This is a genomic window from Candidatus Borkfalkia ceftriaxoniphila (genome assembly GCF_004134775.1).
Lineage (GTDB): Bacteria > Bacillota > Clostridia > Christensenellales > Borkfalkiaceae > Borkfalkia > Borkfalkia ceftriaxoniphila.
This window is the reverse complement of sequence record NZ_SDOZ01000002.1, coordinates 1,334,845-1,352,314: the sequence shown is the minus strand read 5'-3', so window position 1 is coordinate 1,352,314 and position 17,470 is coordinate 1,334,845. Positions and strand designations below refer to the sequence as shown.

Genomic DNA, 17,470 nt, shown 5'->3' with positions numbered 1-17,470 from the left:
TTAAATCCCCCCTCTCAACGCGTCGCGCAGGCGCTCCGCTCTTGAAAACTCTGCTGCGATATTCGCATACAGCGTGCGATAATCCGCCTTTTCTTTGGACCGCAGCGGCTCCACGATGGCGCATACGGCGGCGTAAAGAGGCTGCAACCCCAGATTGCCCGTTACCCCTTTTAAAGTGTGCGCGGCGGCAAAGGCGCCGTCCCAGTCTTCCTGCTCGACAGAATCTTGCAGATTTTGCAAATTCTCATCCGCAAACAGCATATTCAAAATGCGCAGATACATTTTTTCATTGCCTACAAAGCGCTTGATAGTGGCAGTATAGTCGCCGCCGTAGGCCTCGAATATTTGTCTGAAATCCGACACTTTCACTCCTTTTCATCGTTGCGTTTTTCTTTAAATGCGATAAAGGCGCAGGACTTCTTCCTGCGCCTTTATTTTGTGCAGTGATGCCGATACAGACGGAGACGATCGCCGCGCGCGACGAAAATCCCTTCCGTTCCGCTCACTTTCTTTTACTTCATTATCTGCATTGTACGATAAGTATAACAGAATTCAACGCAAATTACAAGTGCTTGCCGCAATTTCGGCAAACCAAAAAAATCCGACCGCAATCATTTTGCGATCGGATCTCTATATTATGCGTTTTTGCCGCAGCAATTCTTATACTTTTTGCCGCTGCCGCAGGGGCAGGGATCGTTGCGGCCGATTTCCTTGGCCGACTTGGTTACGGGTTTCGCCGCGCCTTCCGCCGAACGGTTGGTGACGAGTTCCGCGTTGTCCGTAAGGTTTTTGGGCGCTTCCACGGGCCGCACCGCGGGACGGTTGACCTCGATACGCACTTTCAGGAGCATGGAGATGGTGCCCGTCTGGATGCGCTCGATCATCTCGTCGAACATTTCGAAACCTTCCTGTTTGTAGGAGATGACGGGATCCACGTTGCCGTATGCGCGCAGGCCTATGCCCTTTCTGAGTTGATCCATCGCGTCGATCTGATCGATCCAGTTGCGGTCCACGTTCATCAGGAGGAAACGGCGCTCCACGTCCGCGTAATCGATGCCGAACTGCTCGCGCACTTCCGCGATCTTTTCGTCGTACGCCTTTTCCGTCTCTTTGACGATCTTTTTAAAGGCGTAATCGTAATCCCATTTATTCAGTTTATCCTGCGTGACGAACCCGCTCCCCTCGGGAAGGAGGCGCTGTTCGAGCGCGCGGTTGAGCGCTTCCGCATCCCATTTTTCGGGCATCTCGTCCACGTTGACGGCGCCCTTTAACACGGTCGTGACGAAATCGGGAATGAACTTCACCACCTCGTCGTGCACGTTTTCGCCCTTCAAGACCTTCATTCTCTCCGCATAGATGACTTCGCGCTGTTTGTTCATGACGTCGTCGTATTGCAGAATGGTCTTTCTGATACCGAAGTTGCGGCCCTCGATGGCTTTCTGCGCGTTTTCGATGCCGCGCGAGAGCATACGCGATTGCAGGCAGGTATTGTCGTCCTTGCTGAACACGTTGTAGATCTTTTTCATCGTTTCGCCGCCGAAACGCTTGATCAGATCGTCTTCCAGAGAGAGGAAAAATACGGATACGCCGGGGTCGCCCTGTCTGCCCGAACGGCCGCGCAACTGGTTGTCGATACGGCGGGATTCGTGGCGCTCGGTGCCGAGAATGCAAAGGCCGCCCGCCTCGATGACTTTGAGTTTTTCCGCATCCGTTTCCGCCTTGTATTCGGCGTACAGTTCCTGATAGCGGCGGCGCACTTCCTCCGCCTCGCCCTCGAGTTCCGCATAGGAAGTAGCGAGTTCGATAAGTTCGTGCTCCACGCCCTCTTCTCTCAAACGCTTTTTGGCGAGATATTCGGGATTGCCGCCCAAAAGGATATCCGTTCCGCGCCCCGCCATGTTGGTGGCGATGGTGACGGCGCCCAGACGGCCCGCCTGCGCCACGATCTCCGCCTCGCGCTCGTGGTTCTTCGCGTTCAATATATTGTGCTTGACGCCGTTTTTACGCAGAAGTTTTGCGATCTCTTCGGATTTTTCGACGGTCGCCGTACCGATAAGGATGGGCTGACCCGATTCGTGCCGCGTCATGATCTCTTTCAAAATGGCGCGCTTTTTGCCCTCGACGGTGGAATACACCATATCGGGCATATCCTTGCGGACGACGGGCTTATTGGTGGGAATTTCCAGAACGTCGAGCGAATAGATGGTACGGAACTCGCCCTCCTCCGTCTTGGCGGTACCCGTCATGCCCGAAAGTTTTTTGTATAAACGGAAGAAATTCTGGAAAGTGATGGTCGCGTAGGTCTTGTTCTCGTTGCGCACCTTCACGCCTTCCTTCGCCTCGATCGCCTGATGCAGACCGTCGGAATAGCGGCGGCCGATCATGAGACGTCCCGTGAACTCGTCTACGATGACCACTTCGCCGTCGTTGACGATGTAATCCTCGTCGCGGTGGAACAGTTTATGCGCTTTGAGCGCCTGCTGGATATGGTGGTTGAGCGCCGCGTTGTCGATGTCGCCCAAGTTCTCGATATTGAAAAACCGTTCGGCTTTCGCCGCGCCCAGTTCCGTGATCTGCACGCTCCTGTCCTTGCGGTCGATGACGTAATCCCAGTCGCCGTACTTGCCGCCCGTCTGGAATTTCTCGTCGATCTCCTCTTCGATCTCGCCGGTCTCTTCGGAAGGCTCTTCGATCTCCTCTTTTTTCTTTTTCTTCTTTTTCTTGTCGGTGTCCTCTTCGTGCACGCCGTCGTCGTCAAACCCGCCTTTGAGGGTACGCACGAATCTGTCCACGCGCTCGTAAAGTTCCGAGGACTTGTCCCCCTTGCCCGAAATGATGAGCGGCGTTCTCGCCTCGTCGATCAAAATCGAGTCCACTTCGTCGACGATGCCGAACGCAAGTTCGCGCTGCACCATCTTATCGATATCCGTTTTCAGATTGTCGCGGAGATAATCGAATCCGAGTTCGTTGTTGGTCGCATAGGTGATATCGCAGTTATACGCTTTCTTCTTATCGTCGTCGTCCATGCCGGGCACGACCACGCCGACGGTAAGCCCCAAAAAGCGGTGCACTTTGCCCATCCACTCGGCGTCGCGCTGCGCAAGATAGTCGTTGACCGTGACGATATGCACGCCCTTGCCCGTGAGCGCCGCGAGATACGCGGGGAGCGTCGCGACCAGCGTCTTGCCTTCGCCCGTCTTCATTTCCGCGATACGCCCCTGATAAAGAGCGATACCGCCGATGATCTGCACGTGGTAGTGCTTTAATTTGAGAACGCGGTTCGCCGCTTCGCGCACGACGGCGAACGCGTCGTAGAGGATGTCGTCCGTCGTTTCGCCCTTAGCGAGGCGGTCTTTCAAAATGCCCGTCTGACTTTTGAGTTCTTCGTCGCCCATGGCGGCGTACTTCGGTTCCAGCGCCTCGACTTTTAAAGCCATCTTGTCCAACTTTTTTAAACTTCTTCTTCCGTCGCTGTTCAGCATGTAATTGATAAGTCCCATAACCTGCTCCTATCCCTTCCGCACCCGTAACAATGCGGTTACTATTGATCTTCGGCAAATTTGCCCTCTTTCCCCGAAAGAAAATTTACACGAAAATATTTTACATTATTTTCAAAGAAATGTAAAAGATTTTTGCCACATATTTCAAATTTCACACGGCTTTTTCGCTTTTCACCCGAAAACGGGCGGATTTTCTCTCCTTTCAATCCCTTTGGGGAACGCTCGCGACGGTCAGCACCAGCACGCGCGCCGCATGCGCGGCGAACAGAACGCGGGAAACGGCGTTTGCCGTGGCGCCCGTCGTGAGAACGTCGTCCACGAGCAGGATCGTCTTTCCCTCGCACGCTTTCCTCTCGTGCACGCGGAAACTTCCCGTTAGATTTTTCTCGCGCTCTCCGAGCGTCAGAAATTTCTGCGCGGCGGTATCGCGCGTCTTTACGAGCGCCGCGGCGCGGTGCTCTATCCCCAGCCGCACCGACAGTTCGTCCGCGAGCAGCGCGGACTGGTTGTAGCCGCGCCTGCGCAAACTTTCTCCGCTCATCGGCACGCTTACGATAAAGTCGGAAAAATCATATTCCGCGCGAAACACGGGTTCCGTTTCGCGGGCAAACGTGCGGGCGAGATATTTCGCGCCCGTTTTGAAACGGCGGACGAGCCCGACGATTTCGCCCCCGTAGACGAACGCGCTGCGCGCAGCCGTGTAGACGGGCAGTTCGCGCTTGCATTCAAGGCACACGGGGAAGTCTTCGAGAATGCGGCGGCCGCATTTTTTACAGAAAAAACCGTCGTTCCGCGGCAGCGCCCTTTCGCATGCGGGACAGAAAGAAGCGCCGTCGAACACTTCTTTTCTGCAGATCTCGCAGGTATAATGCGCGGGAAAGAGGGCGCCGCGGGCCTGCTCTTTGCAGCGTTTGAAAAAATCTTTCATCGGTTCAAAAAAAGGCGGCAAAACGCCGCCTTTTCCCCTACTTATAAATATTTTTTAAGAGACTCCGCCCTGTCCGTACGCTCCCAGGCAAATTCTTCACGCCCGAAATGGCCGTACGCCGCCGTTTTGCGGAATACGGGCCTGCGCAGCCCCAGCGTTTCGATGATCGCGTACGGGCGAAGATCGAAATTTTCGCGGATGATCTCGACGAGCCGATCGTCGGAAACGCGCCCCGTGCCGAAACTGTTGACGAACACGGATACGGGATTCGCCACGCCGATGGCGTACGCGAGTTCGATCTCGCACTCGTCGGCAAGGCCCGCCGCCACGACGTTCTTGCAGATATAGCGCGCCATGTACGCGCCGCTTCTATCCACTTTGGTACAGTCTTTTCCCGAGAAAGAACCGCCGCCGTGCGCGCAGCGCCCGCCGTACGTATCCACGATGATCTTGCGCCCCGTAAGGCCGCTGTCGCCCTCGGGGCCGCCCACTTCGAACCGTCCCGTGGGGTTGATGAGAAATTTCGTCCTGCCGTCGAGATATTTCGGATCGATGACGCTTTCGATGACGTACTTGCGGATATCCGCTTTCAGTTGTTCCTGCGAAACGGCGTCGTCATGCTGCGCGGAAACCACGACGGTATCCACGCGGACGGGCGTTCTCCCGTCGTATTCCACAGTGACCTGCGTCTTGCCGTCGGGGCGCAGATAGGGCAAAAGCCCGCTCTTTCTCACTTCCGCAAGCCGCGCCGCCATCTTGTGCGACAGCATGACGGGAAGAGGCATCAATTCGGGCGTTTCGTTGACCGCGTAGCCGAACATCATGCCCTGGTCGCCCGCGCCGATCTGGTCGGCAATCTCGCCTCCCGCTTTCTTTTCCAAAGACGCATCCACGCCCATGGCGATATCGGGGCTCTGCGAATGGATGGCGGTGATGACGGCGAGGGAATTATAGGAAAATCCCTGCCCGTGCACGTAGCCGATCTCTTTGATGGTATTCTTGGCGATCTTGGAAATATCCACGTAGCAATTCGTGGACAGTTCGCCCATCACGAGCACCATGCCCGTGGTCGCGCAGCATTCGATCGCCGCGCGCGCGTTTTCGTCGTTGGTCAGCACCGCGTCCAGCACCGCGTCCGCGATCTGGTCGCAGACCTTGTCGGGATGCCCTTCCGTTACGCTTTCGCTCGTAAAAAATTTGTTCATTTTTCGCTCATTTCCTAGAATTTTAATACCCTTTCAGTATATATTTTTTCAAACGAATTGTCAACGCTTTACAATTCCGAATTAAATATGATACACTTTTATTTATGGAAACGGGATGCAGTCTGTGCCCCGTCTCGTGCGGCGCCGACCGCAAAACGGAAGACGGCGCGTGCGGCGGAGGCAATCAAATGAAAATCGCCAAGTACGGGCTCCACTTTTACGAGGAACCGTGTATTTCGTACCGAAACGGTTCGGGCGCAATTTTTTTCTGCGGCTGTTCCCTTCGGTGCGCCTTCTGCCAGAATTTCGAACTTTCGCGGAATTTGCGCGGCAAAGAGATCGGCGCCAAAGATCTCGCAGCCATTTTTCAGGAACTCGAAGAGCGGGGCGCGGAAAATATCAATCTCGTGACCGCTGGGCATTATATCCCGCAGATATTAAAGGCGTTCGCGCTGTACCGCCCGAAGATCCCCGTGGTGTACAACACCCATTCTTACGAAAAAATAGAAGCGCTGCGCGCGATAGATCCCTTTATCGACGTGTATCTTCCCGACCTCAAATATTTTTCGCCGAAAATTTCGCTGCGGTATACGGGCAAGGCAAACTATTTCGAATACGCCTCGCGCGCGGTGGAATTTATGATGGAAAAGCCGCTCGACATGCGGGCGGGCAAAATGTTTTCGGGGTGTATCGTGCGGCATCTCATCCTGCCGCTGTGCTCGAACGACAGCCTGGAAATCGTCAGATGGTTTTTCGCGCATACGGGCGACGCGTACTTTTCGCTGATGGGACAGTACACGCCCTACGGCGATATTGCTGCGTTTCCCGAACTCAATCGCCGCATCACGCGGCGCGAATACGACAAAGTCGCAAATCTTGTCTGCGCGCAGAATTCCGACCGCATTTTTTTGCAGCAACTTTCGTCGGCGGACGAAAAGTACATCCCCGATTGGGATTTCTGAGCCGCCGCACATATGTTTTGCGGTCCATACGGGCTAATTGTTGATGAAATCGTCCTTATAACGGACAAGTTTCCGAACGAGCGGCGCGACCTTTGCGGGCGGCGCCGCGGCGAGTTTTGCTTCCAACTCGCGGATTTTACGATAAGATACTGTTCGCATAACGAAAGTATGCGGCAACGGAAGGAAAAATATGTTGATCACTTGCGAAAACGTCTGCTTCGGCTACGACGACAAACGAATATTGGAAAACGTCTCTTTTACGGTGAACGAGGGCGAGCGCATCGGGCTGATCGGGGGCAACGGCGAGGGCAAGACCACCCTTTTGAAACTTCTGACGCGCGATCTTTTGCCCGACGAGGGCAGGATCCTCACCAAGAGCAATTTAAAAATCGGCTATCTGGAACAGAACGGCGGCTTTGACAGCGACAAGACGGTGTTCGAGGAAATGCGCTCGGTCTTTTCGCGCGTCTTTTCGGCGATCGGCGAACTGCGTTCGCTCGAACACGAAATGGCAAAAACGCCTTTCGGCAGCCGCGAATACGCAGCGATCGCCGCGCGCTACGAGCGGCTCAACAAACTGATCGCCGCGGAGGACGGCTACAACGCGGAGGTGAAAATACGCACCGTACTCGGCGGCATGGGTTTCGAAAAGATGCACGATCAGGTCATCAATACCATGTCGGGCGGGGAAAAGACGCGACTCAAACTGTGCCGCCTGCTTCTGGAACAACCCGAAATTCTGTTTTTGGACGAGCCGACAAACCACCTCGACGTTTCCACCCTGTTCTGGCTGGAAGAATACTTGCAGGATTACAGGGGCGCGGTGTTCACCGTGTCGCATGACAGGTATTTTCTCGACAAGACGGTCAAAAAGATCTTCGAGTTGGAAAACAACCGCCTGACAACGTTCCGCGGCAATTATTCCAAATATAAAATTTTGAAAGCGGAAAAATACGAATACGAACTGAAAGAATACGAGCGCCAGCAGGAAGAGATCGCGTCCCTCAAAGAATACATCGACAAAAATATTGTGCGCGCCACTACCGCAAAGAGCGCGCAGTCGCGCGTGAAAAAACTGGAAAACATGACGATGCTGGAAAGGCCCTTGCCGCCGCCCAAACCGCCCGTATTTTCCTTCACCTTCGGCGAGCGCAGCGAGGAACTTTCCCTTTCGGTGAACGGGCTGACGCTGGAAGCGGGCGGCAAACGGCTCTTTACCGACGCGGCGTTCGAAGTGCGGCGCGGGGAAAAATTCGCCGTTGTGGGCGAAAACGGTACGGGAAAGAGCACGCTGATCCGCGAACTTCTGAAAAAGACCCACCCCGCCGTAAAGTGGGGAAGGTTCGTGAAAATAGGCTATTACGACCAGGAAAACGCAAATCTCGACGGCGAGGATACGGTGCTCGGCGCCCTGTGGTTCAAACACACCGCCCTTTCGCAGACGCAGGCGCGCAATCTTTTGGCGCGCGCGAAACTCTCCGAGGAGGACGTAGACAAAAAAGTCAAGTCGCTTTCGGGCGGCGAGCGCGCGAAACTCTCCCTCGTTTTATTGCAGGCGGAGAACGCGAACTTCCTCATTCTCGACGAGCCGACCAACCACCTCGACCTGGCGGCGCGCGAAAGCCTGGAAGCGGCGCTCCGCGCATTCGAAGGCACGCTCCTGTTCGTTTCGCACGACCGATATTTTATCCAGAATCTCGCAGACCACGTTCTGGAGATCGAGAACGGGCGCGTGACGGCGTTCAAAGGCTCGTACGACGAGTTTAACACCCGCAAGAAGGCGCAGGCCGCGCGCGCCGAAGAGGCGGCCGCAGCGGCAAAAAAGACGGCGCAGACGCCCTCCTACCGCTCCAAGGCGGACCGCGCGGAGGACGCCCGCAAAAAGGCGCGGCTCAAAGAGGTGGAAATCTCCATTTCCCGCACCGAAGAGGAGATCGCGGCGCTGAACGGGGAGATCGCCCGCCCCGAGGTCGCCGCCGACTACAAACTTTTAACGGAAAAATGCGCGCGGCTGGACGAACTGCACGCATTGTGCGACGGGTTATACAAAGAATACGAAACGCTGCTGTGATCAAAAGAGCGCTTTCCTTCTCGGAAAGCGCTCTTATTTTATGATTTGGACTTATAATATTCGTCGATCGCCGCAAAGTAGGCGTCCACGTTTTCCCATTTGGAAGCGGCGGGAATGTCGCAGCCGCTGGAAATGACGAAATTGGGATATTTTTCGCACATATCGTTCATCAGCGTGAGAACTCGCTCGCGCATGAGTTCGGGCGTTCCGTCCTTGAAGGCGCTCACGGGGTCGATATTGCCCATCGCGATCGTGTTTTCGGGGAATTGCGGCAAAATGTTGCGCATATCCACGGCGTTGCCGAAGTGATACGCCTTGCAGCCCGTGCGCAGGATAGAAGGGATCATTCTGTCCGCCGCGTTGCCGCAGTTATGGTAGACGACGATAAAGTTCTGATCCTGCACCGCTTCGACCACCGCGCGGACGTACGGCTCGGAGAATTCCGCCGCCAGATCGGGCGAAAGCACGCCCGCCAAAGGCTCCGCCATGATGATGCCGTTCGCGCCGATCTTTTTATATTCTTTGGCGTATTTGATCAAAAATTCCGTGCATTTTTCGAGCAGGATCTTCATATTGTCGGGATCTTCGTAGCACAGGATCATCGCCTCGGAAACGTCGGTCAGACGCCCCGCCAGCGAGAACGGTCCCACGCAGCCCGCGAATACGGGGCGGTCGGTCACGCGTTTCAAAAGTTTTTCGATGCCCTCGATATACAGCCCGCTGCGCGCCGCTCCCACTTCGGGCACTTTGAGTTCGGAGACCGTGGAAAGGTCGGTGATCAGCGGATCGTGGATGGTGGGGATATCGTCGGGATTTTTCACGACGTTCGAGCCGAAACATTCCGCCTCGACGCTTAAGTCCATCAGCCCCACCGCGGCGAGCGTGGGCGCGCGGTCCGCGACCGCCTTCATCATATCCGCCTGCAGATCGCTGTTCGTGCACACGTCACGCACGGTCGCCCCTATGAGCTGCGTGCCGGGAAACGAGAGAATGGGCATGGACTTTTTGACTTTGGCGTTTTTCAGATCTTCGATCCATTGATACATATTCATATACGTTACCTTCCTAATCTTGGTTTGTGCCTCTATTTTAACATGAAAAAACCGCCGAAACAAGATAAACTCTTGCTGAAAAACATCAATATTTTGCACAGTTGCAGAAAAAAAGCGCTTATCCCTTTCGGGCAAGCGCTCTATGTCAGCATTCTTTATCGAGCAGCGCGCGGTGAAACGCGGCATAGTCGGTATTCTTTTCGCGGACGCAGCGGATGGCGGCGTTCGGGTGTTCGTTCAAACGTCCCGTCAGAAGGTACGGGATATCGTACCCCCACACCACGCCCTGATCTTTCAACGGCAGCATATAGTCGGTGATGAATTGCAAAACGGGCTCGATGCGGTATTTGGGATTTTTCAGAAAGCCGAGCAAAAGTTCCATTGCGCAGTTTCCCGCGCCGCGCCCCATGCCGTTGACGGTCGCGTCCAGAAGGCTCGCGCCCCAACTCGCCGCCTCGATGGTGTTGCCGAACGCCAACTGCTGGTTGTTGTGCGCGTGCATGCCGATGATCTTTTTGTATTTTTCGCCCGCTTCGAGGTAGGAAAGCGTGAGTTTGGCGATCTGTTCGGGGTAGAGCGAACCGTAACTGTCCACGATATAGATGACGTTTACGGGGCTTTCGCCCAGAATTTCCAGCGCCGAAGAAATTTCTTCCTCCCGCGCCTTGGAAACCGCCATCACGTTGACGCACGTTTCGTAACCCTTGGCGGCGCAGTATTCCACCATGCGCACCGCGGCGGGAATCTCGTTCAGATAAGTCGCCACGCGCACCATGTCGATGACGCTGTCCTTAGCCTCGATGATGTCCGTTTCGTAGTCGGTGCGCCCCACGTCCGCCATGACGGAAATTTTCAGCGGCGTATCGTTGTCGCCCACCACCGCGCGGATATCCTCTTCGTCGCAGAACTTATATTTCCCGAATTTGGAAGTATCGAAGGATTTTTTCGACGCTTTATAGCCGAATTCCATGTAATCCACGCCCGCGGCGAGATTCATTTGATAGAGCGCTTTGGCGAAATCGTCGCCGAAACGGAAATCGTTCACGAGCCCGCCGTCGCGCAGCGTCGCGTCGAGCACCTGTATATCCTCCCGGAAAGAGAGGAGCGAGCCTTTTCTCTGCATCATACTTTATCCTTTAAGAATGTCTTTCTTCGAGTTCGGCGCATACGTCCGAAAGTTTCACGCCCGCGTTTGCAAGCAGGACGAGCGTGTGATAGAAAAGGTCGGCGCATTCGCCCACGATCTCTTCCTTGTCGCCGTTTTTTGCGGCGATGACCAATTCCACCGCCTCTTCGCCCGTCTTTTTGGCGATCTTGTCCACGCCTTTTTCAAACAGGTAGCAGGTGTAGGAGCCCTCTTCGGGGCGATCGCGGCGGTCTTCCACGACGCGTTGGAGCCGTCCGAGCATTTCCGCGCCCGCGCCGCCCTCTTTTACGGTGTTGAAAAAACAGGAATAATTTCCCGTATGACAGGCGGCGCCCGTCTGACGCACGCGCAGCAGAACGCAGTCGCCGTCGCAATCGAGGGAAACGGAAACGACCTCCTGCAAATGCCCGCTCTCCTCTCCCTTTTTCCAGAGTTTTTGCCGCGAGCGGCTGTAATAGTGCGCATAGCCCGTTTCCAGCGTCTTTTCGTATGCTTCGAGATTCATATAAGCCTGCATGAGCACTTCGCCGCTCTCGCAGTCTTGCGCGACGGCGCATATGAGCCCTTTTTCGTCAAATTTAAGTTGCATCTTCCACCGTCCTCACGCGGATGCCCGCGTCTTTCAGATATTGTTTAAGCGCGCGCATCTCGATCTCCCCGAAATGGAAGAGCGATGCCGCGAGCGCCGCGTCCGCCTTTCCCTCGAGGAACACGTCGTAAAAATCGCGCATATTCCCCGCGCCGCCCGAGGCGATGACGGGAATATTGACTGCCTCCGCCGCCGCGCGGGTGAGTTCCAGATCGTAGCCCGCCTTCGTGCCGTCGCGGTCCATGCTGGTCAAAAGCACTTCGCCCGCGCCAAGTTTTTCGGCGCGGCGGATCCATTCGATCGCGTCCAGCCCCGTATTCACGCGGCCGCCGTTGCGGTACACGTCCCAGCCGCCCTTTTCGTTTTTCTTCGCGTCCACAGCCAGAACCACGCATTGCGAGCCGAATTTCTGCGCCGCTTCGCCGATCAGCGAAGGGTTTCCGATCGCCGCGGAATTGACGGCGATCTTGTCCGCACCCGCCGAGAGCATGGCGCGGAAGTCCTCCGCCGTACGGATGCCGCCGCCCACCGTGAGCGGTATGAATACCTGCTCGCTCGCGCGGCGGATGATATCGTACGCCGTGGCGCGGTTTTCGCAACTGGCGGTGATATCCAGAAAGACGATCTCGTCCGCACCGATCCGATCGTACGCTTTCGCCGTTTCCACGGGATCGCCCGCGTCGACGAGATCGACGAAATTGACGCCCTTCACCACGCGCCCCTTGTCGATATCGAGGCAGGGTATGATGCGTTTACACAGCATAGAAACTCCTATATTTTTGTTCACGAAATTTGTTCGAAAGAGACGAACAAATTTCCGTAAGTTTTGAGCGACAACCGCCGTTCATGCGCTACTCGCGCATTTCTGCGGCGTTTTTCTCTCTGTGAAAATTCGTTACGGCTCTCTTATTATCACAATTTTCGCATTCACTCTTTTTCCCAAAGCGCTTTACGCGCAAATTGAGGTTCGCTGCGCAAAAACGCGGTTTTGCTTGCGAGAATTATTTTATATTCACGAAATTATTCGTCCATCTTTTTATTTCGCGGCGCGGATGGCTTCGGAAAGATCGAGCGCGCCGTCGTAGATCGCGCGGCCGAGCACCGCGCCGTATATGCCGCTCTCTTTCAATCTGACGATATCGTCCAGGGTGGACACGCCGCCCGACGCGATGACGTTGAGACCCGTTTCACGGCTCATGTTCACGGTCGCCTCCACGTTGGCGCCGCCGAGCACGCCGTCCTTGGAAATATCCGTGAACAGCGCGTATTCCAGACCCATGCGGCGCACCTTTTTGCCGAAATCGACCGCCTTCACGTCCGTCTGCTCCGTCCAGCCGCTCACGGCGAAATAGCCGTCCTTCGCGTCGATGCCCGCCACGATTTTATTGCCGAATTTATAGACCGCCAAGGCGAATTCGTCGGGATGGCAGATTGCCATGGTGCCGATGATGACGCGGTCCGCGCCCGCGTCCAGCCGCCGCTCGATATCCTCGATGCTGCGAAGGCCGCCGCCGCTCTCAATGGGAATGCCGAATTTCGATTTGATCTCGCGGATCACATCGTCGATGCCGCTCTCGCCCGAAAACGCGCCCGAAAGATCAACCACGTGCAGATACTCCGCGCCCGCTTCCGCCCACATTTCCGCAAAGTCGAGCGGTTCTCCGTACACCGTCGCCTGCGACTTGTCGCCGTGTTTCAGGCGCACCGCCCTTCCGTCCAGAATGTCGATTGCAGGAAATAAGATCATTAATTGTGTCCCCCTTTGATTTCAATTATCTTGAATTTTCGCAAAATTTTTCAATAGTTTCAGTCCCGCTTCCCCGCTCTTTTCGGGATGGAACTGCACGCCGTACACGTTGCCGTAACATATCGCCGAGGGATATTCGACGTAGTATTCCGTCATCGCCGCGGCGAACCACTCTTCGGTTTTGGCGCGGTAACTGTGCACGAAATAAAACTGCGTGCCCTCCGCAATGCCCGCAAACAGCGGCGTTCTCAGCCGCGTTACGCTATTCCAGCCGATCTGCGGTATTTTTCCCTCTTCGAAACGCACGACCTCGCCCGGGATCAGCCCCAAGCCCTCGTTGCGCCCGTCCTCGTAACTGACTTCCAGCAAAAACTGCATGCCGAGGCAGATACCCAGTATTTTAGTGTTTACGGCGCGCTCTTTGACGTATGTATCCAGCCCCGTGCGGCGCATTTCGCGCATGCCCGCGCCGAAAGAGCCGACGCCCGGCAAAATGAGTTTTTCGCACCCGTCCAAAAGTTCGGGATCGCCCGAAACGATCGCCGTTTCGCCGATGAATTCCAGCGCTTTCTGCACGGAGCGGAGATTGCCCATGCCGTAATCGACGATGCCGAACACTTACAGCACCCCTTTGGACGAGGGGATCTCGGTGCCCGAAACCGCGACGGCGTCGCGCACGCACCTTGCGAACGCTTTGAACAGGCTTTCAGCCTCGTGATGCGCGTTGCCGCGCTTTAACAGTTTCATATAGAGATTGACGCCCGCATTGAAACAAAACGCGCGCATGAATTCTTCCACGAGTTCCGCGTCGAACTCGCCTATCTTGCCCGAAAGTTTATCCTCGAAATTGAGGAAAGGCCTGCCGCCGATATCCAGCGCGACGAGCGCTGCGCATTCGTCCATGGGTATGACGCGGTCGGCAAAGCGCGCGATGCCGCGCTTATCGCCGAGCGCCTCTTTGAACGCCTGCCCGAGACAGATGCCGATATCTTCCACGCTGTGGTGAAAATCCACGTCCGTATCGCCGTGACAGAGAACTTTCAGACCGACGTTCGCATGGACGGCAAACAGTTCCAGCATATGGTTGAAAAAGCCGACGCCCGTGTCTATTTCGTGCGCGCCCGCGCCGTCGAGATCGAGTTTCAAAACGATTTCCGTTTCTTTGGTTTTACGCGAAATTTCCGCTGTTCTCATGCTATTTTTCCTCCAAACGCACGCGGACGGCATTTGCGTGCGCGCGCAGTCCCTCGCTTTCCGCGAGACGAACGATGTCCGCGCCGTCCTCTCTGATCGCCCTTTCGTCGAATTTGATGACGCTCATCTTGCGCAGGAACAGATCCTGGTTGAGCACCTGAAAAAATTTCGCCGTTCCGCCCGTGGGAAGGATATGGTCGGGTCCCGCGAAATAATCGCCCACGGGTTCGGGCGTGCAACTTCCCAGAAACACCGCGCCCGCGCAGTCGATCGATTCCAAAAGTTCGTCCGCGTTTTCGGCGGCGATCTCCAGATGCTCGGGGGCGATCTCGTTGGCGAGTTCGCACGCCGCGCGCATATCTTCCACCAGAATCACGCCGCCGCCGTTTTCCAGCGATGCGCGCGCGATGTCTTTGCGCGGGAGAAATTCGATCTGGCGCTCCACCTCTTCGCAGAGCCTTTCTGCGAACGCGGCATCGTCGGTCAGAACGATGGCGCGGGAAAGGCAGTCGTGTTCCGCCTGCGATAATACGTCCGCCGCGACGAATTTTTCCTTCTGCCGCCCGTCGGCGATGATCAAAATTTCGCTCGGCCCCGCGAGCATGTCGATCCCCACGTCGCCGTACACTTCCTTTTTCGCAAGCGTGACGAAGATATTGCCCGGACCCGCGATGACGTCCGCCTTGGGAATGCTTTCCGTGCCGTAGGCGAGCGCGGCGATCGCCTGCGCGCCGCCCGCTTTGAACAGCGCAGTGACGCCGCATTCCTTTGCCGCCACCAGCACGGCGGGATCGACCTTGCCGCCTTTGGCTGGCGTAACCGCGTAAATTTCCTTTACGCCCGCCGCTTTCGCGGGAAGGACGCCCATTAAAACAGAACTGGACAGGGGCGCCGTGCCGCCGGGCACGTAAATGCCCGCCCGCCGCACGGGCCGCACAACATAGCCCGTCGTTCTGCCGTTTTCGGTGCGGATATCCGATTGCAAGGGATTGCGCGCGTGATAATCGTACACGTTTTTCACCGCTTTTTTCAGGGAAACGAGAAAATCTTCGCTCACCTCTTTATAAGCGTTTTGATATTCTTTTTCGCTCACGCGCACGGTATCGGCGGTAAGAACGCTGCCGTCGAATTTTTCCGCATAGGCAAAAAGCGCCTTATCCCCGCGCTTTTGCACGTCGCGCACGATCTCTTTTACCGCCGCAACTTTCGCCGCGTCGTCGAATTTTCCGCGCACGAGGATCTCTTCCGCCTCGTCCGCGTTCGCGTATATCTTCATAAACTACCTGTCAAACATATTTTTTCATTTCGCCGATGAGGGGCAAAATTTCGTCCGCTTTGGTCTTTAAACTCACTTTATTGGCAATGAGCCGCGCGGAAATATCGAACACCTCTTCCAGAACTTCCAGCCCGTTGGCGCGCAGCGTGCCGCCCGACTGCACGATATCGAAGATCACGTCCGATAGCCCCGTGAGCGGCGCTAACTCGATGGAGCCGTTGAGTTTAATGATCTCCACGTCCTCGCCGCGGCTGAAATACAGGCGCTTGGCGGTATTCACGTATTTGGTCGCAACCCGCAAATGCGCGCCAGCCTTTTTTTCGTTCTCGGGAAAACCCGCCACGCACAGTTTGCATTTTTCAAAGCCCAGATCGAGCATTTCGTACAGATCGCACCCGGCTTCGAGCAGTGTGTCTTTGCCCACGATGCCGATATCCGCGATGCCGTATTCCACATAGGTGGGCACGTCCGACGGCTTGACGAAAAAGAACTTGAACTTTTTGTCCGCCGTTTCCAAAACGAGTTTGCGCGTTTCTTCCTTTAAAATTTCCGCGCGGATGCCGCACTTGATAAAGATATCCGCGCACTTTTCCGCGAGCCGCCCCTTGGCGAGAGCCACGTTGATCATAATTTTTGCAAACCTCCCGCCGTCGCCTCGAACTTTTCGCCGCCGCGCGATCTCAAGATCTCTTCCGACGCCGCGCCTTCGGGCAACAAATCGCAACTCGCGCCCTCTTTCACATACTTCCGATAGGCGGCGTAGCCGTTCGCTTCGCCCCCCTTGCGGCAGATGACGGTGATTGCGGGTTCGGGAACGTCTATTGTCTTTCCCGCCTCTTCCAGAGCAGCGAGAACGCGCTTCAAGCCGATCGCGAAACCGATGGCGGAAACGCCCCTGCCGAACTCCGCGGCGAGGCCGTCGTAGCGCCCGCCCGAAAGTAGCGGCGCGCCCACGCCCGCGGCAAGACCCGTGAACACGATGCCCGAATAGTAATCGAGGCTCTTCACGGTCCCGAGATCGAACGAAACGTATTTTTCATAGCCCATTTCGCAAAGATACGCGTACACCTCTTTGAGTCGCGTGAGCGCGGACAGCGCGGCGGGATTTTCAGTGAGTTTTTCCGCCTCTGCCAAAACTTCCACGCCGCCGAACAGCGACGGGAGCGCCAGAATCGCGCCGAGCGCGCGCCCGTTTGCGTTGTATTTTTTCAAGGAAAGTTCGGTATTGATGGCGTCCTTCGCGTTGACGTAGCCGCGCACTTCCTCCGCCTCCTCGGCGGACAGCCCGCTGCCCTCCAAAAGTCCCTTGAAAAAGCCGACGTGCCCCACGTCGATGATGAAATTTTCCACGCCCGCGGCGGCAAGGCAGTCGATGGCGAACGCGACGAGTTGCGCGTCCGCGAACGCGCCGTCCGAGCCGAACACTTCCACGCCCGCCTGCGATACTTCGCGGTAGGAATTGCCCGACGCGGAAAAATCGTAAATGTCGGAAAAATAGCAGAGTTTCGCGCTCGGCGCGGTCATTTTCGTCGCCGCGATGCGCGCGACCGCCAACGTCATATCGGGGCGCAGAACGATGAGATTGCCGTCCTTATCGGTCATTTTAAACATTTTCGACTGCGGAATGGGGCTTTTGATGCCCGCGTACGTGTCGAAATATTCCAGTCCCGCCGTCTGAACGAATTCATAGCCCGAAAGCAGAAATTCGCGGCGCAGCGCCTCCTTGACGCGGTTGACGTTGTAGCACTCTCTTTCGAGGCTGTCCCGCACGCCCTGCGGGAGTTTGACGTAATTCATTC

Annotated in this window: 17 protein-coding genes; 2 read left to right on the top strand and 15 right to left on the bottom strand. The window is 56.0% G+C overall.

What is annotated here, in order from left to right; genetic code table 11:
- The 4 genes from ESZ91_RS06345 to metK form a co-directional block, all read right to left on the bottom strand.
- Positions 1 to 363, bottom strand: coding sequence for an Hpt domain-containing protein (locus ESZ91_RS06345; RefSeq protein ID WP_129225253.1), 363 nt, complete (start codon positions 361 to 363; stop codon positions 1 to 3).
- Positions 364 to 635: 272 nt separating this feature from the next.
- Entirely contained in the window at positions 636 to 3,500 is a 2,865-nt protein-coding gene (secA, locus tag ESZ91_RS06340) for a preprotein translocase subunit SecA (protein ID WP_129225251.1), read from the bottom strand.
- Positions 3,501 to 3,702: 202 nt separating this feature from the next.
- Positions 3,703 to 4,449 (bottom strand): ComF family protein, encoded by a 747-nt coding sequence (locus ESZ91_RS06335; RefSeq protein WP_129225248.1) that lies wholly within the window; start codon positions 4,447 to 4,449, stop codon positions 3,703 to 3,705.
- Positions 4,450 to 4,469: 20 nt separating this feature from the next.
- Positions 4,470 to 5,633, bottom strand: a complete 1,164-nt coding sequence (metK, locus tag ESZ91_RS06330; RefSeq protein ID WP_129225246.1) for a methionine adenosyltransferase — start codon at positions 5,631 to 5,633, stop codon at positions 4,470 to 4,472.
- 104 nt (positions 5,634 to 5,737) lie between these two features.
- Between metK and ESZ91_RS06325 the strand changes: the two genes are divergently transcribed.
- The gene (locus ESZ91_RS06325) at positions 5,738 to 6,595 is read left to right on the top strand and encodes a radical SAM protein (protein WP_129225244.1); all 858 of its coding nucleotides are present in this window, start codon (positions 5,738 to 5,740) and stop codon (positions 6,593 to 6,595) included.
- Positions 6,596 to 6,628: 33 nt separating this feature from the next.
- On the opposite strand, the gene ESZ91_RS11820 is transcribed toward ESZ91_RS06325, so the two are convergent.
- The gene (locus ESZ91_RS11820; RefSeq protein WP_268878043.1) at positions 6,629 to 6,754 is read right to left on the bottom strand and encodes a hypothetical protein; all 126 of its coding nucleotides are present in this window, start codon (positions 6,752 to 6,754) and stop codon (positions 6,629 to 6,631) included.
- Positions 6,755 to 6,785: 31 nt separating this feature from the next.
- Here ESZ91_RS11820 and ESZ91_RS06320 point away from each other — a divergent pair, with 31 nt between their 5' ends.
- Positions 6,786 to 8,666 carry an ABC-F family ATP-binding cassette domain-containing protein gene (locus ESZ91_RS06320; RefSeq protein WP_129225242.1) on the top strand — a complete coding sequence of 627 codons (1,881 nt, stop codon included), beginning with the start codon at positions 6,786 to 6,788 and terminating at the stop codon, positions 8,664 to 8,666.
- A gap of 38 nt (positions 8,667 to 8,704) precedes the next feature.
- On the opposite strand, the gene ESZ91_RS06315 is transcribed toward ESZ91_RS06320, so the two are convergent.
- The 10 genes from ESZ91_RS06315 to hisZ form a co-directional block, all read right to left on the bottom strand.
- Positions 8,705 to 9,718, bottom strand: coding sequence for a uroporphyrinogen decarboxylase family protein (locus ESZ91_RS06315; protein WP_129225240.1), 1,014 nt, complete (start codon positions 9,716 to 9,718; stop codon positions 8,705 to 8,707).
- A 145-nt stretch (positions 9,719 to 9,863) separates the two neighbouring features.
- Complete coding sequence (locus ESZ91_RS06310; RefSeq protein WP_129226270.1) at positions 9,864 to 10,841, bottom strand: aldolase catalytic domain-containing protein; 978 nt, start codon at positions 10,839 to 10,841, stop codon at positions 9,864 to 9,866.
- Between the two features lie 13 nt (positions 10,842 to 10,854).
- Entirely contained in the window at positions 10,855 to 11,454 is a 600-nt protein-coding gene (hisIE, locus tag ESZ91_RS06305; protein WP_129225238.1) for a bifunctional phosphoribosyl-AMP cyclohydrolase/phosphoribosyl-ATP diphosphatase HisIE, read from the bottom strand.
- Entirely contained in the window at positions 11,444 to 12,217 is a 774-nt protein-coding gene (hisF, locus tag ESZ91_RS06300; protein ID WP_129225236.1) for an imidazole glycerol phosphate synthase subunit HisF, read from the bottom strand. The genes hisIE and hisF overlap by 11 nt, the downstream gene beginning before the upstream one ends.
- Before the next feature lie 273 nt (positions 12,218 to 12,490).
- Positions 12,491 to 13,201 (bottom strand): 1-(5-phosphoribosyl)-5-[(5-phosphoribosylamino)methylideneamino]imidazole-4-carboxamide isomerase, encoded by a 711-nt coding sequence (gene hisA, locus ESZ91_RS06295; protein WP_129225233.1) that lies wholly within the window; start codon positions 13,199 to 13,201, stop codon positions 12,491 to 12,493.
- A 21-nt stretch (positions 13,202 to 13,222) separates the two neighbouring features.
- Positions 13,223 to 13,819, bottom strand: coding sequence for an imidazole glycerol phosphate synthase subunit HisH (gene hisH, locus ESZ91_RS06290; RefSeq protein WP_129225231.1), 597 nt, complete (start codon positions 13,817 to 13,819; stop codon positions 13,223 to 13,225).
- Positions 13,820 to 14,395: an imidazoleglycerol-phosphate dehydratase HisB gene (gene hisB / locus ESZ91_RS06285; RefSeq protein WP_129225229.1), complete on the bottom strand. Its 576-nt coding sequence runs from the start codon at positions 14,393 to 14,395 to the stop codon at positions 13,820 to 13,822. It abuts the gene before it with no gap.
- A gap of 1 nt (position 14,396) precedes the next feature.
- Positions 14,397 to 15,671: a histidinol dehydrogenase gene (gene hisD, locus ESZ91_RS06280; protein WP_129225227.1), complete on the bottom strand. Its 1,275-nt coding sequence runs from the start codon at positions 15,669 to 15,671 to the stop codon at positions 14,397 to 14,399.
- A gap of 10 nt (positions 15,672 to 15,681) precedes the next feature.
- The gene (gene hisG, locus ESZ91_RS06275; protein WP_129225225.1) at positions 15,682 to 16,299 is read right to left on the bottom strand and encodes an ATP phosphoribosyltransferase; all 618 of its coding nucleotides are present in this window, start codon (positions 16,297 to 16,299) and stop codon (positions 15,682 to 15,684) included.
- The gene (gene hisZ, locus ESZ91_RS06270) at positions 16,296 to 17,468 is read right to left on the bottom strand and encodes an ATP phosphoribosyltransferase regulatory subunit (RefSeq protein ID WP_129225223.1); all 1,173 of its coding nucleotides are present in this window, start codon (positions 17,466 to 17,468) and stop codon (positions 16,296 to 16,298) included. The genes hisG and hisZ overlap by 4 nt, the downstream gene beginning before the upstream one ends.
- Positions 17,469 to 17,470: the final 2 nt, after the last annotated feature.

What these genes read in the sequence shown, in the direction of transcription:
- secA (WP_129225251.1), bottom strand. Translation starts at nt 3,500, where the DNA reads ATGGGACTTATCAATTACATGCTGAACAGCGACGGAAGAAGAAGTTTA.
- metK (WP_129225246.1), bottom strand. Translation starts at nt 5,633, where the DNA reads ATGAACAAATTTTTTACGAGCGAAAGCGTAACGGAAGGGCATCCCGAC.
- ESZ91_RS06325 (WP_129225244.1), top strand. Translation starts at nt 5,738, where the DNA reads ATGGAAACGGGATGCAGTCTGTGCCCCGTCTCGTGCGGCGCCGACCGC.
- ESZ91_RS11820 (WP_268878043.1), bottom strand. Translation starts at nt 6,754, where the DNA reads ATGCGAACAGTATCTTATCGTAAAATCCGCGAGTTGGAAGCAAAACTC.
- ESZ91_RS06320 (WP_129225242.1), top strand. Translation starts at nt 6,786, where the DNA reads ATGTTGATCACTTGCGAAAACGTCTGCTTCGGCTACGACGACAAACGA.
- ESZ91_RS06315 (WP_129225240.1), bottom strand. Translation starts at nt 9,718, where the DNA reads ATGAATATGTATCAATGGATCGAAGATCTGAAAAACGCCAAAGTCAAA.
- ESZ91_RS06310 (WP_129226270.1), bottom strand. Translation starts at nt 10,841, where the DNA reads ATGCAGAGAAAAGGCTCGCTCCTCTCTTTCCGGGAGGATATACAGGTG.
- hisIE (WP_129225238.1), bottom strand. Translation starts at nt 11,454, where the DNA reads ATGCAACTTAAATTTGACGAAAAAGGGCTCATATGCGCCGTCGCGCAA.
- hisF (WP_129225236.1), bottom strand. Translation starts at nt 12,217, where the DNA reads ATGCTGTGTAAACGCATCATACCCTGCCTCGATATCGACAAGGGGCGC.
- hisA (WP_129225233.1), bottom strand. Translation starts at nt 13,201, where the DNA reads ATGATCTTATTTCCTGCAATCGACATTCTGGACGGAAGGGCGGTGCGC.
- hisB (WP_129225229.1), bottom strand. Translation starts at nt 14,395, where the DNA reads ATGAGAACAGCGGAAATTTCGCGTAAAACCAAAGAAACGGAAATCGTT.
- hisD (WP_129225227.1), bottom strand. Translation starts at nt 15,671, where the DNA reads ATGAAGATATACGCGAACGCGGACGAGGCGGAAGAGATCCTCGTGCGC.
- hisG (WP_129225225.1), bottom strand. Translation starts at nt 16,299, where the DNA reads ATGATCAACGTGGCTCTCGCCAAGGGGCGGCTCGCGGAAAAGTGCGCG.
- hisZ (WP_129225223.1), bottom strand. Translation starts at nt 17,468, where the DNA reads ATGAATTACGTCAAACTCCCGCAGGGCGTGCGGGACAGCCTCGAAAGA.